This window comes from Rhodoferax sp. (assembly GCF_023700745.1).
In the GTDB taxonomy this organism is placed as follows: domain Bacteria; phylum Pseudomonadota; class Gammaproteobacteria; order Burkholderiales; family Burkholderiaceae_C; genus Rhodoferax.
The window spans coordinates 124,161-141,482 of record NZ_JAMPYG010000008.1 but is presented as its reverse complement, the minus strand read 5'-3'; the positions used below and the strand labels follow the sequence as shown (position 1 = coordinate 141,482).

Annotated in this window: 18 protein-coding genes, 1 tRNA gene and 4 pseudogenes; 9 read left to right on the top strand and 14 right to left on the bottom strand. The window is 61.7% G+C overall.

What is annotated here, in order from left to right:
* Window positions 1–189, bottom strand: a pseudogene (locus tag NDJ10_RS08700) (KpsF/GutQ family sugar-phosphate isomerase); the annotation flags it as partial.
* 58 nt (window positions 190–247) lie between these two features.
* Between NDJ10_RS08700 and NDJ10_RS08695 the strand changes: the two are divergent.
* The 7 genes from NDJ10_RS08695 (at window position 248) to NDJ10_RS08665 (ending at window position 5,859) form a co-directional block, all read left to right on the top strand.
* Entirely contained in the window at window positions 248–2,239 is a 1,992-nt protein-coding gene (locus NDJ10_RS08695; RefSeq protein WP_296161195.1) for a monovalent cation:proton antiporter family protein, read from the top strand.
* Between the two features lie 55 nt (window positions 2,240–2,294).
* A complete protein-coding gene (locus NDJ10_RS08690) occupies window positions 2,295–2,849 on the top strand; it encodes an adenine phosphoribosyltransferase (protein ID WP_296161193.1) in 555 nt (184 codons plus the stop codon).
* Window positions 2,850–2,871: 22 nt separating this feature from the next.
* Complete coding sequence (locus NDJ10_RS08685; RefSeq protein WP_296161191.1) at window positions 2,872–3,147, top strand: DnaJ domain-containing protein; 276 nt, start codon at window positions 2,872–2,874, stop codon at window positions 3,145–3,147.
* A 25-nt stretch (window positions 3,148–3,172) separates the two neighbouring features.
* Window positions 3,173–3,739 carry a hypothetical protein gene (locus NDJ10_RS08680; protein WP_296161188.1) on the top strand — a complete coding sequence of 189 codons (567 nt, stop codon included), beginning with the start codon at window positions 3,173–3,175 and terminating at the stop codon, window positions 3,737–3,739.
* Window positions 3,740–3,783: 44 nt separating this feature from the next.
* Window positions 3,784–4,527: a hypothetical protein gene (locus NDJ10_RS08675; protein WP_296161186.1), complete on the top strand. Its 744-nt coding sequence runs from the start codon at window positions 3,784–3,786 to the stop codon at window positions 4,525–4,527.
* A gap of 1 nt (window position 4,528) precedes the next feature.
* Window positions 4,529–5,746, top strand: a complete 1,218-nt coding sequence (locus NDJ10_RS08670; RefSeq protein ID WP_296161185.1) for a hypothetical protein — start codon at window positions 4,529–4,531, stop codon at window positions 5,744–5,746.
* Window positions 5,747–5,771: 25 nt separating this feature from the next.
* A tRNA-Ser gene (locus NDJ10_RS08665) sits at window positions 5,772–5,859 on the top strand.
* A gap of 41 nt (window positions 5,860–5,900) precedes the next feature.
* Here the strand turns inward: NDJ10_RS08665 and NDJ10_RS08660 are convergent.
* The 6 genes from NDJ10_RS08660 to NDJ10_RS08635 are packed head-to-tail and all read right to left on the bottom strand — an operon-like array spanning window position 5,901 to window position 10,784.
* A complete protein-coding gene (locus tag NDJ10_RS08660; protein WP_296161183.1) occupies window positions 5,901–6,272 on the bottom strand; it encodes a dihydroneopterin aldolase in 372 nt (123 codons plus the stop codon).
* 2 nt (window positions 6,273–6,274) lie between these two features.
* Window positions 6,275–7,033 carry an SDR family oxidoreductase gene (locus tag NDJ10_RS08655; RefSeq protein WP_296161178.1) on the bottom strand — a complete coding sequence of 253 codons (759 nt, stop codon included), beginning with the start codon at window positions 7,031–7,033 and terminating at the stop codon, window positions 6,275–6,277.
* Window positions 7,030–8,076 carry a dihydroorotase gene (pyrC, locus tag NDJ10_RS08650; protein ID WP_296161177.1) on the bottom strand — a complete coding sequence of 349 codons (1,047 nt, stop codon included), beginning with the start codon at window positions 8,074–8,076 and terminating at the stop codon, window positions 7,030–7,032. The genes NDJ10_RS08655 and pyrC overlap by 4 nt, the downstream gene beginning before the upstream one ends.
* A gap of 7 nt (window positions 8,077–8,083) precedes the next feature.
* Complete coding sequence (locus NDJ10_RS08645) at window positions 8,084–9,061, bottom strand: LysR substrate-binding domain-containing protein (protein ID WP_296161174.1); 978 nt, start codon at window positions 9,059–9,061, stop codon at window positions 8,084–8,086.
* Window positions 9,062–9,112: 51 nt separating this feature from the next.
* Window positions 9,113–9,718: a hypothetical protein gene (locus NDJ10_RS08640; RefSeq protein ID WP_296161171.1), complete on the bottom strand. Its 606-nt coding sequence runs from the start codon at window positions 9,716–9,718 to the stop codon at window positions 9,113–9,115.
* Between the two features lie 55 nt (window positions 9,719–9,773).
* Window positions 9,774–10,784, bottom strand: coding sequence for an aldo/keto reductase (locus tag NDJ10_RS08635; protein WP_296161167.1), 1,011 nt, complete (start codon window positions 10,782–10,784; stop codon window positions 9,774–9,776).
* 137 nt (window positions 10,785–10,921) lie between these two features.
* On the opposite strand from NDJ10_RS08635, the gene NDJ10_RS08630 reads away from it, so the two are divergent.
* Window positions 10,922–11,383 (top strand): hypothetical protein, encoded by a 462-nt coding sequence (locus NDJ10_RS08630; RefSeq protein ID WP_296161164.1) that lies wholly within the window; start codon window positions 10,922–10,924, stop codon window positions 11,381–11,383.
* 262 nt (window positions 11,384–11,645) lie between these two features.
* Window positions 11,646–11,795 (top strand): annotated as a pseudogene (locus tag NDJ10_RS08625) (IS3 family transposase); the annotation flags it as partial.
* A 313-nt stretch (window positions 11,796–12,108) separates the two neighbouring features.
* Here the strand turns inward: NDJ10_RS08625 and NDJ10_RS08620 are convergent.
* The 7 genes and pseudogenes from NDJ10_RS08620 to NDJ10_RS08590 all read right to left on the bottom strand — a co-directional run bounded on the left by NDJ10_RS08620 (window position 12,109) and on the right by NDJ10_RS08590 (window position 17,320).
* Window positions 12,109–12,582, bottom strand: a complete 474-nt coding sequence (locus NDJ10_RS08620) for a cytochrome c (RefSeq protein WP_363318697.1) — start codon at window positions 12,580–12,582, stop codon at window positions 12,109–12,111.
* 49 nt (window positions 12,583–12,631) lie between these two features.
* The gene (locus NDJ10_RS08615; RefSeq protein WP_296161158.1) at window positions 12,632–13,831 is read right to left on the bottom strand and encodes a lipid A deacylase LpxR family protein; all 1,200 of its coding nucleotides are present in this window, start codon (window positions 13,829–13,831) and stop codon (window positions 12,632–12,634) included.
* Window positions 13,828–14,067 (bottom strand): annotated as a pseudogene (locus NDJ10_RS08610) (LOG family protein); the annotation flags it as partial. The gene NDJ10_RS08615 and the pseudogene NDJ10_RS08610, both read right to left, overlap by 4 nt.
* Window positions 14,065–14,403: pseudogene (locus NDJ10_RS08605) on the bottom strand (MBL fold metallo-hydrolase); the annotation flags it as partial. The pseudogenes NDJ10_RS08605 and NDJ10_RS08610, both read right to left, overlap by 3 nt.
* Window positions 14,404–14,410: 7 nt before the next feature.
* A complete protein-coding gene (locus NDJ10_RS08600) occupies window positions 14,411–14,629 on the bottom strand; it encodes a DUF2892 domain-containing protein (RefSeq protein ID WP_296161155.1) in 219 nt (72 codons plus the stop codon).
* A complete protein-coding gene (locus NDJ10_RS08595; protein WP_363318696.1) occupies window positions 14,604–16,205 on the bottom strand; it encodes an efflux transporter outer membrane subunit in 1,602 nt (533 codons plus the stop codon). The genes NDJ10_RS08600 and NDJ10_RS08595 overlap by 26 nt, the downstream gene beginning before the upstream one ends.
* On the bottom strand, window positions 16,202–17,320 hold the full coding sequence (locus NDJ10_RS08590) for an ABC transporter permease (protein WP_296161150.1): 1,119 nt from the start codon (window positions 17,318–17,320) through the stop codon (window positions 16,202–16,204). The genes NDJ10_RS08595 and NDJ10_RS08590 overlap by 4 nt, the downstream gene beginning before the upstream one ends.
* Window positions 17,321–17,322 lie beyond the last annotated feature (2 nt).

Genomic DNA, 17,322 nt, shown 5'->3' with positions numbered 1-17,322 from the left:
TTTGCCCATGCCCATCACCACCACGCGGCCTTGCACCGCCAGCATCAGGCGCACCACTTGCGCAAAGTCGGGGCCGATGTGCTGCTTGAGGCCAAGCAGGGCGGCGGCTTCAATGTCGAGCGTTTCGAGCGCGAGCGCCATGGCCCGGTCGGCATCGAATGCGGGCGCGTTGGGGGTCGGGATGGTCATGGCCTCATTCTATCGGGCAGACCTCTCAACCTGGTCGCGCCCTTGGTAGCATCAGGGGGTGAACCCACTTGAATTAACCCTGATGTATTTGCTGGCTGCCGTCATCGGTGTGGTGGTTTGTCGCTCGCTCAAGTTGCCGCCTATGCTGGGTTATCTGGCGGTTGGGGTGGTGATTGGCCCGAATGCGCTGGCACTGGCCAAAAACGCCGATGGGGTGCGCCATCTGGGCGAATTCGGCGTGGTGTTTTTGATGTTTGTGATCGGGCTGGAGTTCAACCTGCCCAAGCTGCGCAGCATGCGTAACCACGTGTTTGGCCTGGGCTTGTTCCAGGTGGCGCTGACCATGTTGGTGACCACGGCGGCGAGCATGGCGTTTGCCGAGCTGGCGCCAGCGTATTGGGGCATGAACTGGCGCACGGCGCTGGCCTTGTCCGGCGCCATGGCCATGAGCAGCACCGCGATTGTGGTCAAACTCATGAGCGAGCGGCTGGAAATGGAGACTGAGCATGGCAAGCGTGTGATGGGCGTTCTGCTGTTCCAGGACTTGGCGGTGGTGCCGTTGCTGGTGCTGATTCCGGCCCTGAGTGCCTCGCCCGAGCAGATGATGGAAACGTTGATCTGGGCGCTGTTCAAGGCCATGGTGCTGATCGCCGTGCTGTTGGTGGGTGGCCCGCGCTTCATGCGCTGGTGGCTGACCCAGGTGGCGCGGCGCAAGAGTGAAGAACTGTTTGTGCTGAACCTATTGTTGGTGACGCTGGGCTTGTCATGGCTAACCGAGCTGGCGGGGCTGAGTCTGGCGCTGGGGGCGTTCATTGCGGGCATGCTGATCTCCGAAACCCAGTTCAAGCACCAGGTGGAAACCGACATCCGGCCGTTTCACGATGTGCTGCTGGGGCTGTTTTTTATCAGCATCGGCATGATGCTGGATTGGCGCCTGGTGCTGGATCGCTGGCCGTTGGTGTTGCTGCTGGTCACGGTGCCCGTGCTGTACAAGGCGGTGGTGGTGACTTTTTTGGCGCGCGTATTCGGTGCTTCCATGGGCGTCGCCCTGCGCACCGGGCTTTACCTGGCGCAGGCGGGCGAATTCGGTTTTGTGCTGCTGACGCTGGCGCAAGGCAACAGGCTGGTGCCGCCCGAGCTGCTCAATCCGATTCTGGCGGCGATGGTGTTGTCGATGCTGGCCACGCCATTCATTGTGATGCGCAGCAACCGGATTGTGATGAAGCTCGTCAGCAACGAGTGGCTGATGCAGTCGGTGCAAATGACCAGCATTGCACGCAAGTCGATCAAGACCAACAAGCATGTGATTATTTGTGGCTACGGCCGCTGCGGTCAAAATCTGGCGCGCATGCTCGACAAGGAATCGATTCCCTATATCGCGCTTGACCTTGACCCCGACCGGGTGCGCCAGGCTGCTGCTGCCGGCGATTCGGTGGTGTTTGGCGACGCCGCGCGCTTGCAGGCGCTGATGGCCGCTGGCCTGGCACGCGCCAGTGCCGTGGTCATCACCTATCTGGAGACCCACAGTGCCATGAAAGTGCTGGCCCACATCAAGGACCATGCGCCCCAGGTGCCGGTGGTGGTGCGCACCCAGGATGACCACGACCTGGAAGCCTTGCAAAAATCGGGCGCTACCGAGGTGGTGCCGGAAGCCATTGAGGGGTCGTTGATGCTGGCAGGTCACGCGCTGGCGCTGGTGGGGGTGCCGATGCGCCGGGTGATTCGCCTGGTGCAGGAGCAGCGCGAGGCGCGTTACAAGCTGCTGCGCGGATTCTTTCGTGGCGCCGACGATGGCTCTGTCGATGAGTTGGAGCAGGAGCGTTTGACTTCGGTGTTGCTGCCGCTGGCGGGCAAATTATTGGGCCACACGGTGGGCGACGTGGAATGGGTGAGCATGGGGGTGCAATTGGTCAGCTTGCGCCGCAAAACGGGACAGGTCATCAAGTTGAACGACGATGTGGTGCTGATGGCGGGCGACACCTTGTTGCTTTCGGGCAAGTCCGACATGCTGGAGCAGGCAGAGCGCATGCTGCTCAAGGACGGTTTTTGACGCCAGGCGTCTTCGGCGCGGGGCACAATAAGGCACTTTGTTTGATGGGCTCTTTATGCTGAACATGAGCGTGAACCAATACCTGCGCGAGCACATTCGCACCGTGCCGGACTGGCCGGCACCCGGCGTGCAGTTTCGCGACATCACGCCACTGCTACAGGACGCCAAGGTCTTCCGGGTGCTGATTGATGCCTTTGTGCACCGTTACATGGACCCCGAACGGCGCCCCGATGTGGTGGCGGGGCTGGATGCGCGCGGCTTCATTCTGGGTGCGGTGGTGGCCTATGAACTGGGCGTGGGTTTTGTGCCGATCCGCAAAAAAGGCAAGCTGCCCTTTACCACGGTGGCCGAAACCTACGAGCTGGAATACGGCAGTGCCACGGTGGAGTTGCACACCGATGCCGTCAGGCCGGGCCAGCGCGTGCTGTTGATCGATGACCTGATTGCCACCGGCGGCACCATGATGGCCGGCAAGAAACTGCTGGAAAAATTGGGCGCTGAAGTCACGGAAGGCGCCGTCATCGTCGACCTGCCGGAGCTGGGAGGCTCCGACAAATTGCGTGCGGGCGGCCTGACACTGTTCACCCTGGTTGATTTTGCCGGCCATTAAGGCCGATGTGTCGAGTCGTCTCATGAAAGACTATTACTCCGCCCTGGGCCTGAGCCCGTCGGCCACGCTGGCAGACATCAAGAAAGCGTTTCGCCAGCAGGCGGCCCTCCACCACCCGGACCGCAGCAGTGCCGCTGATGCCGCCGCCCGCTTCAGGCTGGTCCAGGCGGCCTACGAGGTGTTGTCGGACCCGGACAAGCGCAAGGCTTATGATGACAATCGCCAGCGCAACCTGCTCGACAGCCCGATCGACACCGCCCGCATGATCTGGCAGGATTACATCAGCCGCATCATTTGAAACCAACCCAACATTCGAGAACGCCATGAGCATGTCTGCTTTTTTTCGCGCATTGCGCACGTCGTACCAGGCTGAGATTGACGATCTCGCGTTTGATTCGGAAGGGCGCAACGTGCTACGCCAGCGCCTGCTGGAAAAGCGCGGCCAGATCACGTTCCTGAAGCAGATGATGGAACTGAGTCCCGAGATGGTGGCCGTGGTGTTTCATGGCGGCTTTCACTTTGAGTTGCCGGCCGTGATGGAGCAGGTGCTGACCCTGGAGTCGGACGAATTCCCGGACTGGAGCAGCTTGCATGACGCCGTGCAACTGACCCCCTGGGCGCAGGATCTGGCTGACAGCCTGCTGCCCGAGCCGCAAGGGGACTGGTTCATGGTGGTGGCGGCGGCGCTGGAGTATTTGTACCACCGGCCATCGCCACACCACCACGAGGGTGCGGCGCATGAAGACCATGCCCATGAGGCCGGCGAGCACGGCGCAGTGCGCCGGCAGGACCATGCGGACGAGTTTGACAAGGACGGCGAACAGCACCATGACCATGAAGAATCCAGCGCCCAGTGGCTGGAAGAGCACGGCTTTGACCGCAAGGATTAACAAGCGCCTGAGCGTACACATCATCGACCCCACAGGAACCCTACATGCAGCATTTGGCTTTGATCGAAAAAACGCAGTCCCTGATTGCCGCAGGCGACATCGTGGGCGCAGAGTCTGCGCTGGTTGAATTGGCCGATCGCGAAGGCGATGGCGCGCTGATGGAGGTGCTGGCGCAATTGCCTCCCAAGGACGTGCTGGCGGTGATCCGCGAGTACGACGACTCGCGCGCCTCCATCATCAACCTGATGATCACGCCCGATCAGTTTGCCCGCGCCGTGGTGATTGAAAAGCAGTACCGCGACCTCACCCGCAGCCATTTGCGCGGCATGATGAATTCGATCATTTTCCGGGACGGCGCCGACCCGCTGGCCTTCATCAATGCCATTGGCGACCTCGAAGGCGGCAGCGAAGCGCTGGCCGACTATTTTGAAGAAAAGTGGAGCCGCATCGAGGCCTTTGCCCGCACCGGCACCTTTGACACGGTCGAGGACGATGGCGAGATGCTGTCGGAAGACGAGTTGCGCGCCAACGCCTATGCGAACGCGCGGCTGGACCAGGACGAGGTGGCCGACTCCGACTGGATGCAACTGGCCTGGCTGCTGCGCTACGAAAATCCTGACCTGTTCATCGAAATGTTGCTGGTCTTGCGCGCCAAGGCACGCGCTTTTGAGCTGGGTTTGGACGAAGAAGATCTGGCCGAGGACGACGGCAAGTTTGAAACCAGCGACACCGACCGCGGCAAGGCCACCCCTGCGGCGATCGACCCCGACGAAGAATCCGCCATTTGAGATGACATTGTCCCAGCCTGAATCCAGCCAAGGCGTGTCGCTGTTTGACGCGCGCCCCTTTTTTGAAAAGGCCCTGATCTACGGAGTGCAGCATGGCCTGATTGACCCGGCCAGGCTGGCCGCCATGGCCGAGGAAGCACCCAAAGGCATGGTGCAGATTGCGCGCTATTTTGGCAGCGAGTATTTGCGCCCCGAGCTTGAAAAAGCGCGCGACCGGCTGGTCAACCTGGTCAGCCTGCACCTGCAGGACGCCAGCACGGGCGACCTGCAGGTGGCAGCCGGGCTGCTGCGTGACCACTCCTTGCTGTCGCGCTCCAAAGCCGGCTCGGACCTGCTCAAGGCGCTGATCGTGATGCCGCAAAACACCCACTTCGGCATGAACGAGCGCGGTGGTTTTGGGGATCGCCACATCCCGCAACTGGCGCGCTGGTCGCTGGCCAGTTATGCCGACTACCAGACCGAGTTTCTGGCCCGCCAGCACGCCGTGCAGGTGGTCGAGGCGGCGCTCTGGTTCGCCGACCAGCTGGGCCTGTCGGCAGACGACCTGCAGGACGCCGAACCCGATGCCGAGGCCGTGATCCGCACCGCCCTGTTGCTCAACATGACGCGGCGCAAGGAGTTACCCGACTGGGTCACGTTCGAGAAAATGATCGCCGGTTTGCGCAAACAGCAAGCCGCACCGGCGCAGTTGACCCTGCCCAGGAACCTGCCCGGGGCTTACCGCGAAGTGGTCGAGGCCGTGCGCCAGTCGGTGCTGGCCGACTGGCCACGTTTGCTCGATGCGCGCCTGCCGGCGCGCAAGCTGTTTGACCACACACCGGCCTTCATGGGGCGCTATTTCTGGCTCGAAGACGGCTTGAGCGAAGTCAGCCACCATGACCGCAGCCGCTCTGCTGCTTGGGACAAACTCACCCAGGGCCATAGCGACGACGGCACCGTGCTCACACTGTGCCTGTGTGTGGCAGCCGGCAGCGCGCCGAAAACCCTGCTGACCGACAAAACCGCCGCCACCCTGGTGCGCAAAATCCGCAAACACGGCTGGCAGCCGGCACTGGCCACCGGGTACCTGCAATCCCATGCGCCGGAGCAGCATCAGGACGACTTCATCGGGCTCTGGCAGGAGTTTGTGCACGAGGCACAAGGCACACTGACCAGCGATCGCGACAACAAATTGCTCGATGCCCTGGCGCTGTTGCGGCGCGAGTGCAATGTGGCCTGATTTGCCGGGTTAGAATCCAGCCCCTGGAAGCGTGGCAGAGTGGTCGATTGCACCGGTCTTGAAAACCGGCAACCCGCAAGGGTTCGTGAGTTCGAATCTCACCGCTTCCGCCAGCATCATCGCCGCAGCGGTCGCTTGCGCTGGCCGTGCGGCCTTACGTCTGCCAGTCAGCGCGTGACATCCGGTAGTGCAAGCCAACGGCATCGCAGTCAGGGTAGACCGCCGTTTTGGCCGTGCTCACATCAACGGCACGGACCCTCAGGTCGATCTCGAAGCAGATATCAATCACATCCTGGATCACGGTTTCCTGCAAGTTGAAATGCCGGGAGCTCAGGTGGGCAGAAACCCGCGACCTGAGTTCGTCATAGTTCACGGTTTCGGCGATCGAGTCATGACAGGTCCGGTAGCCATCGTTGAGTAGCAAGCCGATGTCCATTTTGTAGGGTTGTGGCTTCTTTTTTTCGAAGTCGTGTATGCCAATCGAGACATGCAATCGCAAACCCAGCAGGCGTATCCATTTTTCCATGGTCAGACTCCAAAGGCGACATCGCGGCCACGCGGAACCAGGTGCTGGCCACCGTCGACCGCCAGGGTTTGCCCGGTAATCGCGCAAGACGCATCCAGAAACAGTACGCTGGCGGCGATGTCCTCGGGCGTATTCGAACGCCCCAGTGCCGCAATGGTGTGCGCCTTGTCAAAATCGGTGGCGCTCATGTCGCCGCTGACCAGCGTCACACCCGGCGCGATGGCGTTCACCCGCAGCGCGGGTGCACAACACTGTGCCAGATAACGGATGGCCGCATGGCTGGCCAGCTTGGCCAGGGTGTAGCTCATGTAATCGGTGTTCAGGTTAAAAATCTTCTGGTCGAGCAGGGTGACGACATGCCCTTGCGATGCAGAGTCGAGCATTTGCCGGTGCAGGGCCATGGTCAGTTCAACAGGTGCCAGGTAATTGCTCTGGAGATGCGCGGCCAGTTGTTCGGCGCTGAAGCTGCTGGCGTCATCGTATTCAAACAGCGAGGCGTTGTTGACCAGCAGGTCAATGCGCCCAACCAGGGTGGTCACCTGTCGGATCAGGCCGACGCGAAACCGGGCGTCTGACAAGTCGCCACAGACGGTTTCGGCAAAAGCAGCGCCTGCGCTCAGGCAGTCGGTACGCGTCTCGATGGCCTCTTCCCGGCTTTTGCGGTAATGAATCACCAGCCCGTAGCCCTGGGCGGCAAGCTGCAGGCAGATGGCGCGACCAATCCGCGTGGCGCCACCGGTGACCAGTGCGATGCGTGTCACGTGACCCGCCATGACAGCGTCTCGCCTGCTCCCAAGGGTTTGAGTTCGGCTTCGCCAAAGGCAAAACGCTCGGGCACGGTCCAGGCTTCGCGCTTCAGCGTGAGCGTGCCGGTGTTGCGCGGCAGGCCATAAAAATCGGCGCCGTTGAAGCTGGCAAAAGCTTCCAGCTTGTCGAGCGCGCCTGCCGCATCAAAGGCCTGCGCATACAGTTCCATGGCCGTGTACGCGGTGTAGCAGCCGGCGCAGCCGCTGGCGTGCTCCTTGAGATGGACCGCATGCGGCGCGCTGTCGGTGCCGAGGAAAAATTTGGGGTTGCCGCTGCTGGCCGCCGCCAGCAAGGCCTGGCGATGGCTTTCGCGTTTGAGCACGGGCAGGCAGTAGTAGTGCGGGCGGATGCCGCCGGTAAAAATGGCGTTGCGGTTGTACAGCAGGTGGTGCGCGGTGAGGGTGGCAGCGGTGAAGCGGTCGGCCTCGGCGACATACTGCGCAGCCTCCCGCGTGGTGATGTGCTCGAACACAATCTTGAGCTCGGGGAAATCCCGGCGCAGCGGGATCAACTGGGTGTCGATGAACACCGCTTCGCGGTCGAACAGATCAATCTCGGGCGTGGTCACTTCGCCATGCACCAGCAGCGGCATGCCGGCGCGCTGCATGGCTTCGAGCGTGGGGTAGGTCTTGCGCAGCCCGGTCACGCCGGCGTCGCTGTTGGTGGTGGCGCCTGCCGGGTAAAGCTTCACGGCTACCACGCCGGCCTCGCCGGCCCGGACGATTTCATCAGGCGGCAGGATGTCGGTGAGGTACAGCGTCATCAGCGGCTCGAACGCCATATCGACTGGCACCGCCGCCTGGATGCGCGCCTTGTAGGCCAGCGCTTGCGCGGTGGTGGTCACGGGCGGGCGCAAATTGGGCATGATGATGGCGCGGCCAAACTGGGCCGCGCTGTGTGGCACCACGGTGTTCAGCGCGGCGCCGTCACGCACGTGCAGGTGCCAGTCATCGGGGCGGGTCAGGGTCAGGGTGTTGATCATGGTGCTGGGTGTCATGGGTCAATTAAAGCGCACCGTGGTGGGCTAGCAGATAGTCCCACAGCGCTTGCGCGTTGTGCTTGTGGGCGTCGTCAACGTCATGGCGGTTGGCAGAGAGGCCAGGCTTGAGGTTTTCCCGGTGGGTGGGGCGTTCGCGGTAGGCGCGCACTTCCATCGTGAGGCTCAGGTCTTTGAGTTCGGGCGGTGCGGCACTCACCAGCTTGTGCGCGCGCAGGTCCTTGCGTACCGCGCTCATAGGCAAAAATGCCACGCCGTGGCCTTCCAGCGCCATGGCTTTCAGACCTTCGGCCATGTCGGTCTCGTAGACCCGGTCAAAGTGGATGGGGGCGCTGCTTTGTTTCAGGATCAGTTCCACCATCTGGCCCAGGTAGGCGCCTTGCGCGTAGCCGAGGTAGGGCAGGGGACGGCCCGCCTTGCCCGGCAATTCAAACAAGGGGTTCCCGTGGGCGTCAGGTTTGGCATAGGGGGCTACTACTTCTTCGCCCAGACTCACCATTTCATAACGGTCTGCGTCCAGCTGGTTGGGTTGGGACGCGTGGTGGTACGCGATCAGCAGGTCACAACTGCCCTCCACCAGACGCATGACCGCATCGTGCACATTGAGCGCGATCAGGCGGCTTTTGATGGGGCCGAAAGTCTCGCGCAAGGCCGATACCCAGGCCGGAAAAAACGTGAACGCCAGCGTGTGCGGCACGGCAAACTCGATCACGTCCTGCGCGGCCGTGGCGTGGCCACGCAACATGGCGCGCGTGGTCTGCAGGGCATGCAGCACTTCGAGCGCCTGGTCGTGCAGTGTTTCGCCTGCGGGCGTCAGACGTGTGGGGTAGCTGCTGCGGTCCACCAGGTCGGAGCCGGCCCAGGCCTCCAGCGACTGAATTCGCCTGGAGAACGCCGGCTGCGTCACATGACGCAACTGCGCCGAACGGCTGAAACTGCGCGTTTCAGCCAAGCTGACAAAGTCTTCAAGCCATTTGGTTTCCATGGGGCGCAATTGTGTATCAGAGCAAGCCGCGTGCGTTGCGGTGTCAGCCGGTCAATTTCCAGTCAACTGGAGATAGGCCTGCCGGGTTGACGGCGCCACAGCATCCAGCACCTGGGTGTAAGCGGTTTGGTGCCTGGCCAGCAAGCGTGCCGAGGCGATCGCTCTGGAGCGGCAAAACCAGTGGCAGCTGTGCTGCATCAGCAGGAGCTCGGCCGACAGCGTGAAGGCCTTGCTTTTTGGGGTTTGGTCCGGCTTGCCTTGGCTGGCCTGGCTGATGCCATGGGCGTGCACGCTGAGCAACTTGCGCAGGTCCAGTGTGCTGGCAGGAACATACTGCGAGACAAACGGCAGGGCCAGCGGCAGGCGGCTGAGCCGGGCTAGTGGCTCGGCGACTTTGGCAAATTCGAGGACAAAGCGGTTGAATTGCTGACACAGTGTTTGTTCTGCCGGCTCCAGATGGCGCCATACCTGCGCCTGGCGTTCCGGACTGGTTTCGCCCAGGGCGCGCTGGTAGCCGCTCAGTACATCCTGCATCAGCTTTTCAATCTGGAACTGAGACAGATAACTGCCCAGCAATGCGATGCGCTGCGCTTGCTCGCGCTTCTTGAGAAGATGCACGCCAATGGCCAGCAGAGTGAAAAAAACAAAAATATCCATGCGCAAAGTGTGGGGGGATGAACAGCCCCGTGAGTGTAGTGGGCCGGATCGGTTTTCAAGGTGCGAGCCGTGCCCGACCCAGCGGCGGATAAACCGGGTCGGTATAGCCTGGGGTGGAGGGGTGGCCGGGTTTGACCAGGCTGTCGACCAGCGTTTCGTCGTCCTGGGTCAGGGCATAGTCGAGTGCGGGCAGATAGTCCTGCCACTGCTTGAGCGTGCGCGGCCCGGCAATGACCGAACTGACCACCGGGTTGGCCAGTACCCAGCTGCAAGCGAACTGCGCCAGGTTGATGCCTTTGTTTTCAGCGTGTACTTTCAGCTGTTGTGCGATCAACAGCGATTCCTCACGAAATTCTGTCTGTGCGATGCGCGGATCGCCGCGACCGGCGCGGCTGCCGGGGGCTGGTGGCTGCCCCGGCAGGTATTTTCCGGTGAGCACGCCGCGCGCCACCGGGCTATAGGGTGTGACGCCAATGCCGTAATGGGCGCAGGCGGGCAGCACTTCGACTTCGGGCATGCGGTTGAGCAGGTTGTAATAGGGCTGGCACACCACCGGGCCCGGCATGCCAAGTTGCGCGGCCAGGTGCACCAGTTCGGCAATGCGCCAACCCCGGAAGTTGGACACCCCCCAGGCGCGAATCTGGCCCGCGCGCAACATGGCGTCAAGGGCGCGTAAGGGCTCTTCGAGGTTCATGCCGGCAAAGTCACGGTGCAGGTACAAAATGTCCACGTAATCCGTTTGCAGACGCGCCAGTGAAGCGGTCACTTCGCGCAGCATCCAGCTGCGCGAGTAGTGCCCTTCGTTGACCCGGCCGGACATGGCGTTGCCCATCTTGGTGGCCAGCACCCAGTCATGACGCTGGCCCTTGAGCAGCGCGCCCACCATGGTTTCCGAGCCGCCCTTGCTGTAGTTGTCGGCGGTGTCGATGTAGTTCACGCCATGGGCGCGGGCGTCCGCCACGATGGCGGCTGCTTCTTCCTGCGCGGTCTGGTCGGCAAACATCATGGTGCCCAGACACAGGGTGGAGACTTTCAAATTGCTTTTGCCAAGGTTGCGGTATTGCATAAAGGGTTTTTTGAAGGTGCGAATGCCGGCAAGTTTAGGACAATGCCTGTCATGGGATACGCAGACCGGCGTCATTTTGTTAATATGAACCGTTCGGCGGATTCATAAGTTAGTCACAACTTGAGGGCAATCGAACCATGAAATCAACACAACTGAAATCATTTCTGATCGCAACGCTGTTGGGTGCTTCCGTGACGGCCATGGCCGTCAAGCCTGAAGGGGTTGGCCAGGCGGGCCAGAACAGATCGAAATCCGCTGCGCAGGCAATGCCAGAGATCCAGATCGGCGCCTACTTCCAGGAACCGCAACGCCAGGCCGCGCTGCGTTATTACGGCAACTTGCAGGCCAAAGGGCGCTGCCCGCCAGGCCTGGCCAAGAAACGCAATGGCTGTCTGCCGCCCGGTCAGGCAAGAAAATGGTCCGTCGGGCAGCCGCTTCCCGCATCGCTCACCTACTATCCGGTCCCCAGGGGTGTGATTGCCCAAATTGGGCTGCCGCCTGCCGGGTACAAGTATGTGCGCGTCGCCAATGACATCCTGCTGGTGGCGATAGGAACCATGATGGTGGTGGACGCCATCGAGGATTTGATGCGGCCCTGACACTCGCAATGAAGGCCACCCGTTTTTGGGCCAGGTGGCGTCTTCCCAGTTTGATGTAAAGCTTTACAGCCCGAATTTTTTCTGCGTATGAATACATGAACTACCTCCAAGTAGTCCAAGTTATTGTCCGCACCCCCAAGCTCTCGACGACTACAAGCTTGGACTCTATTGGGTAATTTTTCATGAAACCCCGAGAAGTTTGTCCAACTTCTCGGGGTCAGTTCAGAATTGAGGAGGCTCCAAACTTTGAGAAGATGAAGTCATGAGCAAAAAATCAAATCGTTTTTCCCCGGAAGTGCGCGAACGCGCTGTACGCATGGCCCATGATCACCGTGACGAATATGCCTCCCTGTGGGCCACCATTGAATCCATTGCACTCAAAATTGGCTGCGTTCCCCAGACGCTGCATGAATAGGTACGCAAGCAGGAGATTGATACCGGGCTGCGCGAAGGTGTGTAAGCGTATAGCCGTAGCATATCGATCGAATAGATTCTGATTTTTCGTCAAGATGCAGTGTCGATTTATCACGCCATTTTCCACGTCTGCGCACTCACGATCCACTGCGCATGAGGTAACGCCGTACGAACATTGGCGTACTTGATAGGTTTAAAGCGCCGCTCACAAGCTCAGATGAGCCAACCTGGATCAACAGTGCTGCTGGTTTCGATCTGCTGGGGCAGTCGAGTACCGGCCGCGCAGGTGCGGCCATCGTGACCAATGCTTCCTAGCGCTCCCCATAAAACTGTTCAACGAACGAGTGACGGAAACTCTGGTGGCAGGCTAGGCAGCTTTGCTGGGTCTTGGAGAACGCCGCGATGACTGCTTGGCCGTCCCCCCGCTTTGCGGCCTCACCCATTGCGGTCGCGGCATCATGCACTTGTCCATCAAAACTCCGAAACTTCCCAGCGTTTACTCCAAGCCAGGCAAGGATACGCATCTTTTCCGACATGGGCGGCTCGGCATGTTTGGCGATTTTTGGCGCCAACTCGGCGACCAGTGCCCATTCCTCTTTGGAAATCGCGCCAGTGACGACTTGCATGTCACGGCCAAGTCTTTCCATTACGGTGCGAAGGGTCATTGGCTTTCCCGCCTCTACGGACTGCGCACCAGGTCCCGTGGCAAAGGTTGCCAAGATCACGGACAGGGAGACGGTGAAGAACGATCTGGATTTCAAGGTGTGATTCACGAGATTTTCCATTGAGTTGTTGACGAATGCTTTGGGGGCTAACGAATGGTTGCGGGTGTCTTCAAAATTCCAGGCTCAGGGCGATTGATCCGAATGCGTGGTGGCCTGCCTGTTGGTCGAACTCGCGGGTCCTCCAAACGCGCATCACGGCAAGCCGCACGCCACGCCCGGCAACGATCAATTGGCTGCTGATGCCGAGGGCTGCCTGAGCGACCCAAGGCCGCCGGCTGACGTGATGGCTATGCCGGAATAGATTGCCATCGAGAGAGAAATCCCAGGCAACGGCTTTAGTCTCCAGGTTCAGGAATCCATGGGCCCCAGGTTTTGGTGCTCGGGGCGATTGCGGCTGTGTTGTACGCAGATCAGCAACGCCCGAAGGCGGGCGGTTTTCCGCGCCAGGACGGATCGGATAGCTTCCGAAGTCGTTCGGGATATTCCAGCCTGTGCGCAACTCCACGCCGGTACTGGCGGCGGTTTCGATGTTTCCAACCCGCAGGGCATAGCTGCCGATCACGTCGCTGCCCCATCCATGACGGACGGCTCCCTTCGTGTATGACTTGAACTTGCGCTCCATGGCCATCTGAAATGCGGGTTCGTTGCGCAACTGGTTGTCCCAGCCACGAAAGCGCTCGATTCCGCGTACCCGATGCACCAGATCTTGAGATTGCTCCGCAAGCGACCAGGGGCCAATCACGCCCAGTGTCAGCTCGCGTACGTCAAGTATTTCGTAACTCGCGGCCTGTGGATGGACACGGCGATTCCACGCCATCCCCAGGTAGAGTAAACCAGCATACGGCCGATCGTCTGGAATCAGATCGGTGCGCGCCTTGTCCTCGGGGGTGTACATAGACTGACCAAAGCGAACAACGACGTTTTGCGATGCCGACTGGGCGCTGGATTCGCGCCAGAAGCCGGGATCGGCCGAGCCTATGAAGCGCGCGTACAAACCAATTGGTTGGGGCAGACACTCCGGGCGGAGCGTGCCTTGCAGATCGCGTGAAACTATCGTGAGCGCCACACCGTTGGTGTAATTACGATCGGTACCCGTGAACAGATCGTTCTCCAGGCGCAGGGTGCCTCCCCGCCAGCGCAGGGATTGCTCTGGCGAGCAGGAAGGCGAATTTGCAGAGAGCGAGAAGTCGGAACCGAAAGCAGCAATCGGGCCGAACAATGCACCCGCAATCAACAAGGTGGCGCACTGCATCGGCTGCTGCACTTTGGTGCCGTGCAGGCTCCAGCGATACCCGTCGATGCCAATCATGTTGCCCCATCGCCTGCTGCCTTGTTGACGTAAAAGCGATCGAGGGCACTGACGATTTCCTCGGCTTCGTCTACGCAGGTGAACAAGTCGAGATCGGGTGGAGAGACATAGCCTTCGTCGAGCAGAAGATCGAAATCAACTACCCGACGCCAGAATGCACGACCGACCAGCACCACCGGAATCCGCTGCATCTTTCCGGTCTGGATCAAGGTCAGCACCTCGAACAGCTCGTCGAGTGGCGGCACGGCCTTCTCTTTGAAGCGTTTGGCATCCCGCTTCGCATCGCTTTCCTGGATGTGAGCGCTATCGGGCAGCATCACCCCGAGCAGATCAACCGTTGCCGGCGTGGCGTAGATGGACCCCTTGAATCCTGCGCGCGTGAGTTTGGGCAATAGCCCGCTGTGGTCGATGTGGGCATGGGTCAGGAGCACGAAATCGATGGATGCAGGATCGAACGGGAACGGTTCGTCGTTGCGCGCCACTGCCGTCCGCCCACCCTGAACCATGCTGCAATCCACCAGGAAGCACGACCCGGTAACTTCGCGTGCCGCACCCAGAAAGTTCATTTTCATGGGATGTTCACTCCGGCTTCTTCTTCTTCTTCTTTTGCAGCGGGCAGGTGCTCAGGCCGAGCAAGCGGTAGCCTGGACAGCGACCAGCCAGGCCGGTGATGAGGGGCATGATTCCAATGAGCCCCAGCCATCGCCACGATGAATCCAGCCACAACGGCAGGCTGAGCAGGATCAGCCCGACGCCGATGCGCACCATGCGATCAATATTTCCAACGTTGACTTGCATGATGGTCTCCTTGTGTTGAATCAGGAGCTTGAAAATGCGACGAGGCGGGTACGGTCGGACCCCGACCCGGGGTCGGAGCCGAATTCGTGTTGCGTGCGGGCGCTGCGGGCGCCTCCCAGCCGCCACCGAGCGCCTTGTACAGCGCCACCAATTGCATGGCTGCACTGGTGTGTGCGCGCACGGCTGCGGTATCGGTCTCGTGCAGGCTGCGCTGGGCGGCCAGCAGTTCGACCAGCGCAGTGTCGCCCGCCGCGTAGCGCGCCTTGGCGTGGCCGTAGCTTGTGCGCGCGGCATCCAGTGCCATACCGCGGCGCCTCAGTGTGTCCAGCCCGCCGTGGTAGTCGCCCAGCGCGCGCTCCGCGTCGCTCAGCGCCGTCAGCACGGCCTGCTCATAGGCCAGCGCGGCCTGCCGCTCGGCCGCCTCGCGTGCCTGAATTTCGGCTCGCACACGGCCACCGTCGAACAGGCGCCAGGAAATCAGCGGCAGGATGGAAAAACGCGAGCTGGATGCATCGAACCAATCGCCCGTACTGAGCGCTTGGAACCCGCCGCCGACACCGATGGAGAGTTTGGGGAATAGCTCGGCCGTGGCCACGCCGATGTCGGCAGAACTCGCTGCCAAGCGACGTTCCGCAACCAGCACGTCAGGGCGTCGGCGCAGCATATCTGCGCGCTCGCCCACCGGTAGCGCTCGCAGCGTGCTCGGCGTCAGGGGGCCATCAAGCAGTGCCAGCTCCCGCTCCGGCGGTGCGCCCAGCAGCACGCCTAGGCTGAGCACCGCGGCGCGCTGGCGCGCCTGGATATCCGGGATGAGCGCGTTGACTGCTGTCCATTGGGCGTACGCCGCCTCCACATCGGCGGCCGACGCGTCGCCCAGCGCATGCCGCAGGCGCACCAATTCAAAGGTCTGCTGCAGCGTATCCAGCGTGGCCTGTTGTGCGTGCAACTCGTAGCGGGCGCCGACGGCGGTGAACCAGGTGCGCGCGACCTCGGCCACGATACGCATGCGTACGCCCTGTGCTTCGGCTTCGGTCGCCTGCAGGCGGGCGCTGGCGCCTTCCAGGGCGCGCCGCTTGGCCCCGAACAAGTCGGCCTCCCAGGCCGCGTCGAAGCCCGCGTCGTAGATGGTCTGCGTGGCGTCAAGACCGGGGATGGCGCCTACGGGCAAGGGGCCGTTCTCGCTTTGACGGCGCCGGTTGACGCTGGCTCCAGCGCCGACGGTTGGAAGCCGGTCGCCGGCCACACGATCGCGCAGGGCGCGTGCCTCATCGATGCGTGCCGCAGCCTGGCGCAGATCCAGGTTCTGTGCCAGCGCCGTGGCCATCAGGCGATCGAGGACTGGATCGTCCAGTACAGACCACCATTGGCTCAAGTCTGCGGACTGGGATTCGCTTGCCAACGGCAAGGTCCAGCCGCTGCCGACGTCGACCGGTGGCGGCTCGCGGTAGCCGGGGCCCACGGTTGCGCAGGCAGTCAGCAGCACGCAGGACAGGGCCAATGCGAGCGGACGCACGCGCCCAGGGGGCAGGCCGGTGATGGTTGAGCGAAGAAAGGGAGTGCGGGTCTTGGATTTCATTGCAGGCGTCCTCGGATGAATACGGTGGCCATCGTCAGCGTGGCGAGGGCGATGACCGCCAGCGGCCACAGGCTGGCGAGAATGTCACCGGGCGGCATGGCCTTGAGAAAGCTGCCTTCGACGATGATGAGGAAGTGGGTCAGCGGAATGGCCTGAGCCAGCCATTGCAGAACGACGGGCATGTTTTCCACAGGCGTCGCAAAGCCTGACATCAGCACCGCCGGCACGCCGATGGCGAACGCGCCCAGGATGGCCTGCTGCTGCGTCATGCTGACCGCGGAAATCATCAGACCGATGCCGACCACCGACAGGATGAACAGCACCAGACTGGCGAGCAGGAGTGCAAACGAGCCCGTAAACGGGATGCCGAACAGGAATACGCCCGCGCTGATCATGAACAGGCCCAGCAAGGTGCCAATGGCAAGTGCCGGCAGTGACTTGGAGATGATGATTTCGGGCGTAGAGGTGGGCGACACCAGCAACTGGTCGAAGGTGCCGAGTTCACGTTCGCGCGCGATCGACAGCGAGGTGATGAGCAGCGCGCTGAACAGCGCCAGGATGCCCGTCAGGCCGGGCACGATGAACCAGCGGTAGACCAGATTCGGGTTGAACCAGTGGCGCACCACCACAGGCGTCGGTGCTTGGGCGTCGGGCACGACCTCGGCACCAACATCGGCCGCAATGGTGGAGAGGTAGGCGACGGTGATCTGCCCGGAGTTGCTGCGCCGGCCATCGACCAGTACCTGTGCGCGGCCACTTTCGCCGGCGGCGATGGAGCGCGAGAAATCCACGGGAATCGCGAGCGCGGCGATCACCTCGCCACGGTCGATCAGCTCGTGCAGCTGCTGCTGGCTGTCGACATGCCGGACGTGGGTGATGAAGCGGGCGCTGTCCAGGCGCTGTACCAGCTCGTGCGACCACCGCCCCGCATCCTGATCGTAGACGGCGATATCGACGTTGCGCACTTCCAGCGTCGCGGCAAAGGCGAACACCAGCAACTGCAGGATCGGCGGCACGAACACCACCATGCGGCTGCGCGGATCGCGCAGGACGCTGAGCACTTCCTTGATGAACTGGGCGCGCAGGCGGGTGAACGAGAATGCGGAAGTCAACATCG

Bases quoted from the DNA above. Each gene is read 5' to 3' on its own strand.
- NDJ10_RS08685 (WP_296161191.1), top strand. From the start codon at position 2,872: ATGAAAGACTATTACTCCGCCCTGGGCCTGAGCCCGTCGGCCACGCTG.
- NDJ10_RS08600 (WP_296161155.1), bottom strand. From the start codon at position 14,629: ATGCAAGTCAACGTTGGAAATATTGATCGCATGGTGCGCATCGGCGTC.
- NDJ10_RS08645 (WP_296161174.1), bottom strand. From the start codon at position 9,061: ATGGAAACCAAATGGCTTGAAGACTTTGTCAGCTTGGCTGAAACGCGC.
- NDJ10_RS08595 (WP_363318696.1), bottom strand. From the start codon at position 16,205: ATGAAATCCAAGACCCGCACTCCCTTTCTTCGCTCAACCATCACCGGC.
- NDJ10_RS08690 (WP_296161193.1), top strand. From the start codon at position 2,295: ATGCTGAACATGAGCGTGAACCAATACCTGCGCGAGCACATTCGCACC.
- pyrC (WP_296161177.1), bottom strand. From the start codon at position 8,076: ATGACACCCAGCACCATGATCAACACCCTGACCCTGACCCGCCCCGAT.
- NDJ10_RS08640 (WP_296161171.1), bottom strand. From the start codon at position 9,718: ATGGATATTTTTGTTTTTTTCACTCTGCTGGCCATTGGCGTGCATCTT.
- NDJ10_RS08635 (WP_296161167.1), bottom strand. From the start codon at position 10,784: ATGCAATACCGCAACCTTGGCAAAAGCAATTTGAAAGTCTCCACCCTG.
- NDJ10_RS08620 (WP_363318697.1), bottom strand. From the start codon at position 12,582: ATGGAAAATCTCGTGAATCACACCTTGAAATCCAGATCGTTCTTCACC.
- NDJ10_RS08680 (WP_296161188.1), top strand. From the start codon at position 3,173: ATGAGCATGTCTGCTTTTTTTCGCGCATTGCGCACGTCGTACCAGGCT.
- NDJ10_RS08630 (WP_296161164.1), top strand. From the start codon at position 10,922: ATGAAATCAACACAACTGAAATCATTTCTGATCGCAACGCTGTTGGGT.
- NDJ10_RS08670 (WP_296161185.1), top strand. From the start codon at position 4,529: ATGACATTGTCCCAGCCTGAATCCAGCCAAGGCGTGTCGCTGTTTGAC.
- NDJ10_RS08590 (WP_296161150.1), bottom strand. From the start codon at position 17,320: ATGTTGACTTCCGCATTCTCGTTCACCCGCCTGCGCGCCCAGTTCATC.
- NDJ10_RS08675 (WP_296161186.1), top strand. From the start codon at position 3,784: ATGCAGCATTTGGCTTTGATCGAAAAAACGCAGTCCCTGATTGCCGCA.
- NDJ10_RS08660 (WP_296161183.1), bottom strand. From the start codon at position 6,272: ATGGAAAAATGGATACGCCTGCTGGGTTTGCGATTGCATGTCTCGATT.
- NDJ10_RS08615 (WP_296161158.1), bottom strand. From the start codon at position 13,831: ATGATTGGCATCGACGGGTATCGCTGGAGCCTGCACGGCACCAAAGTG.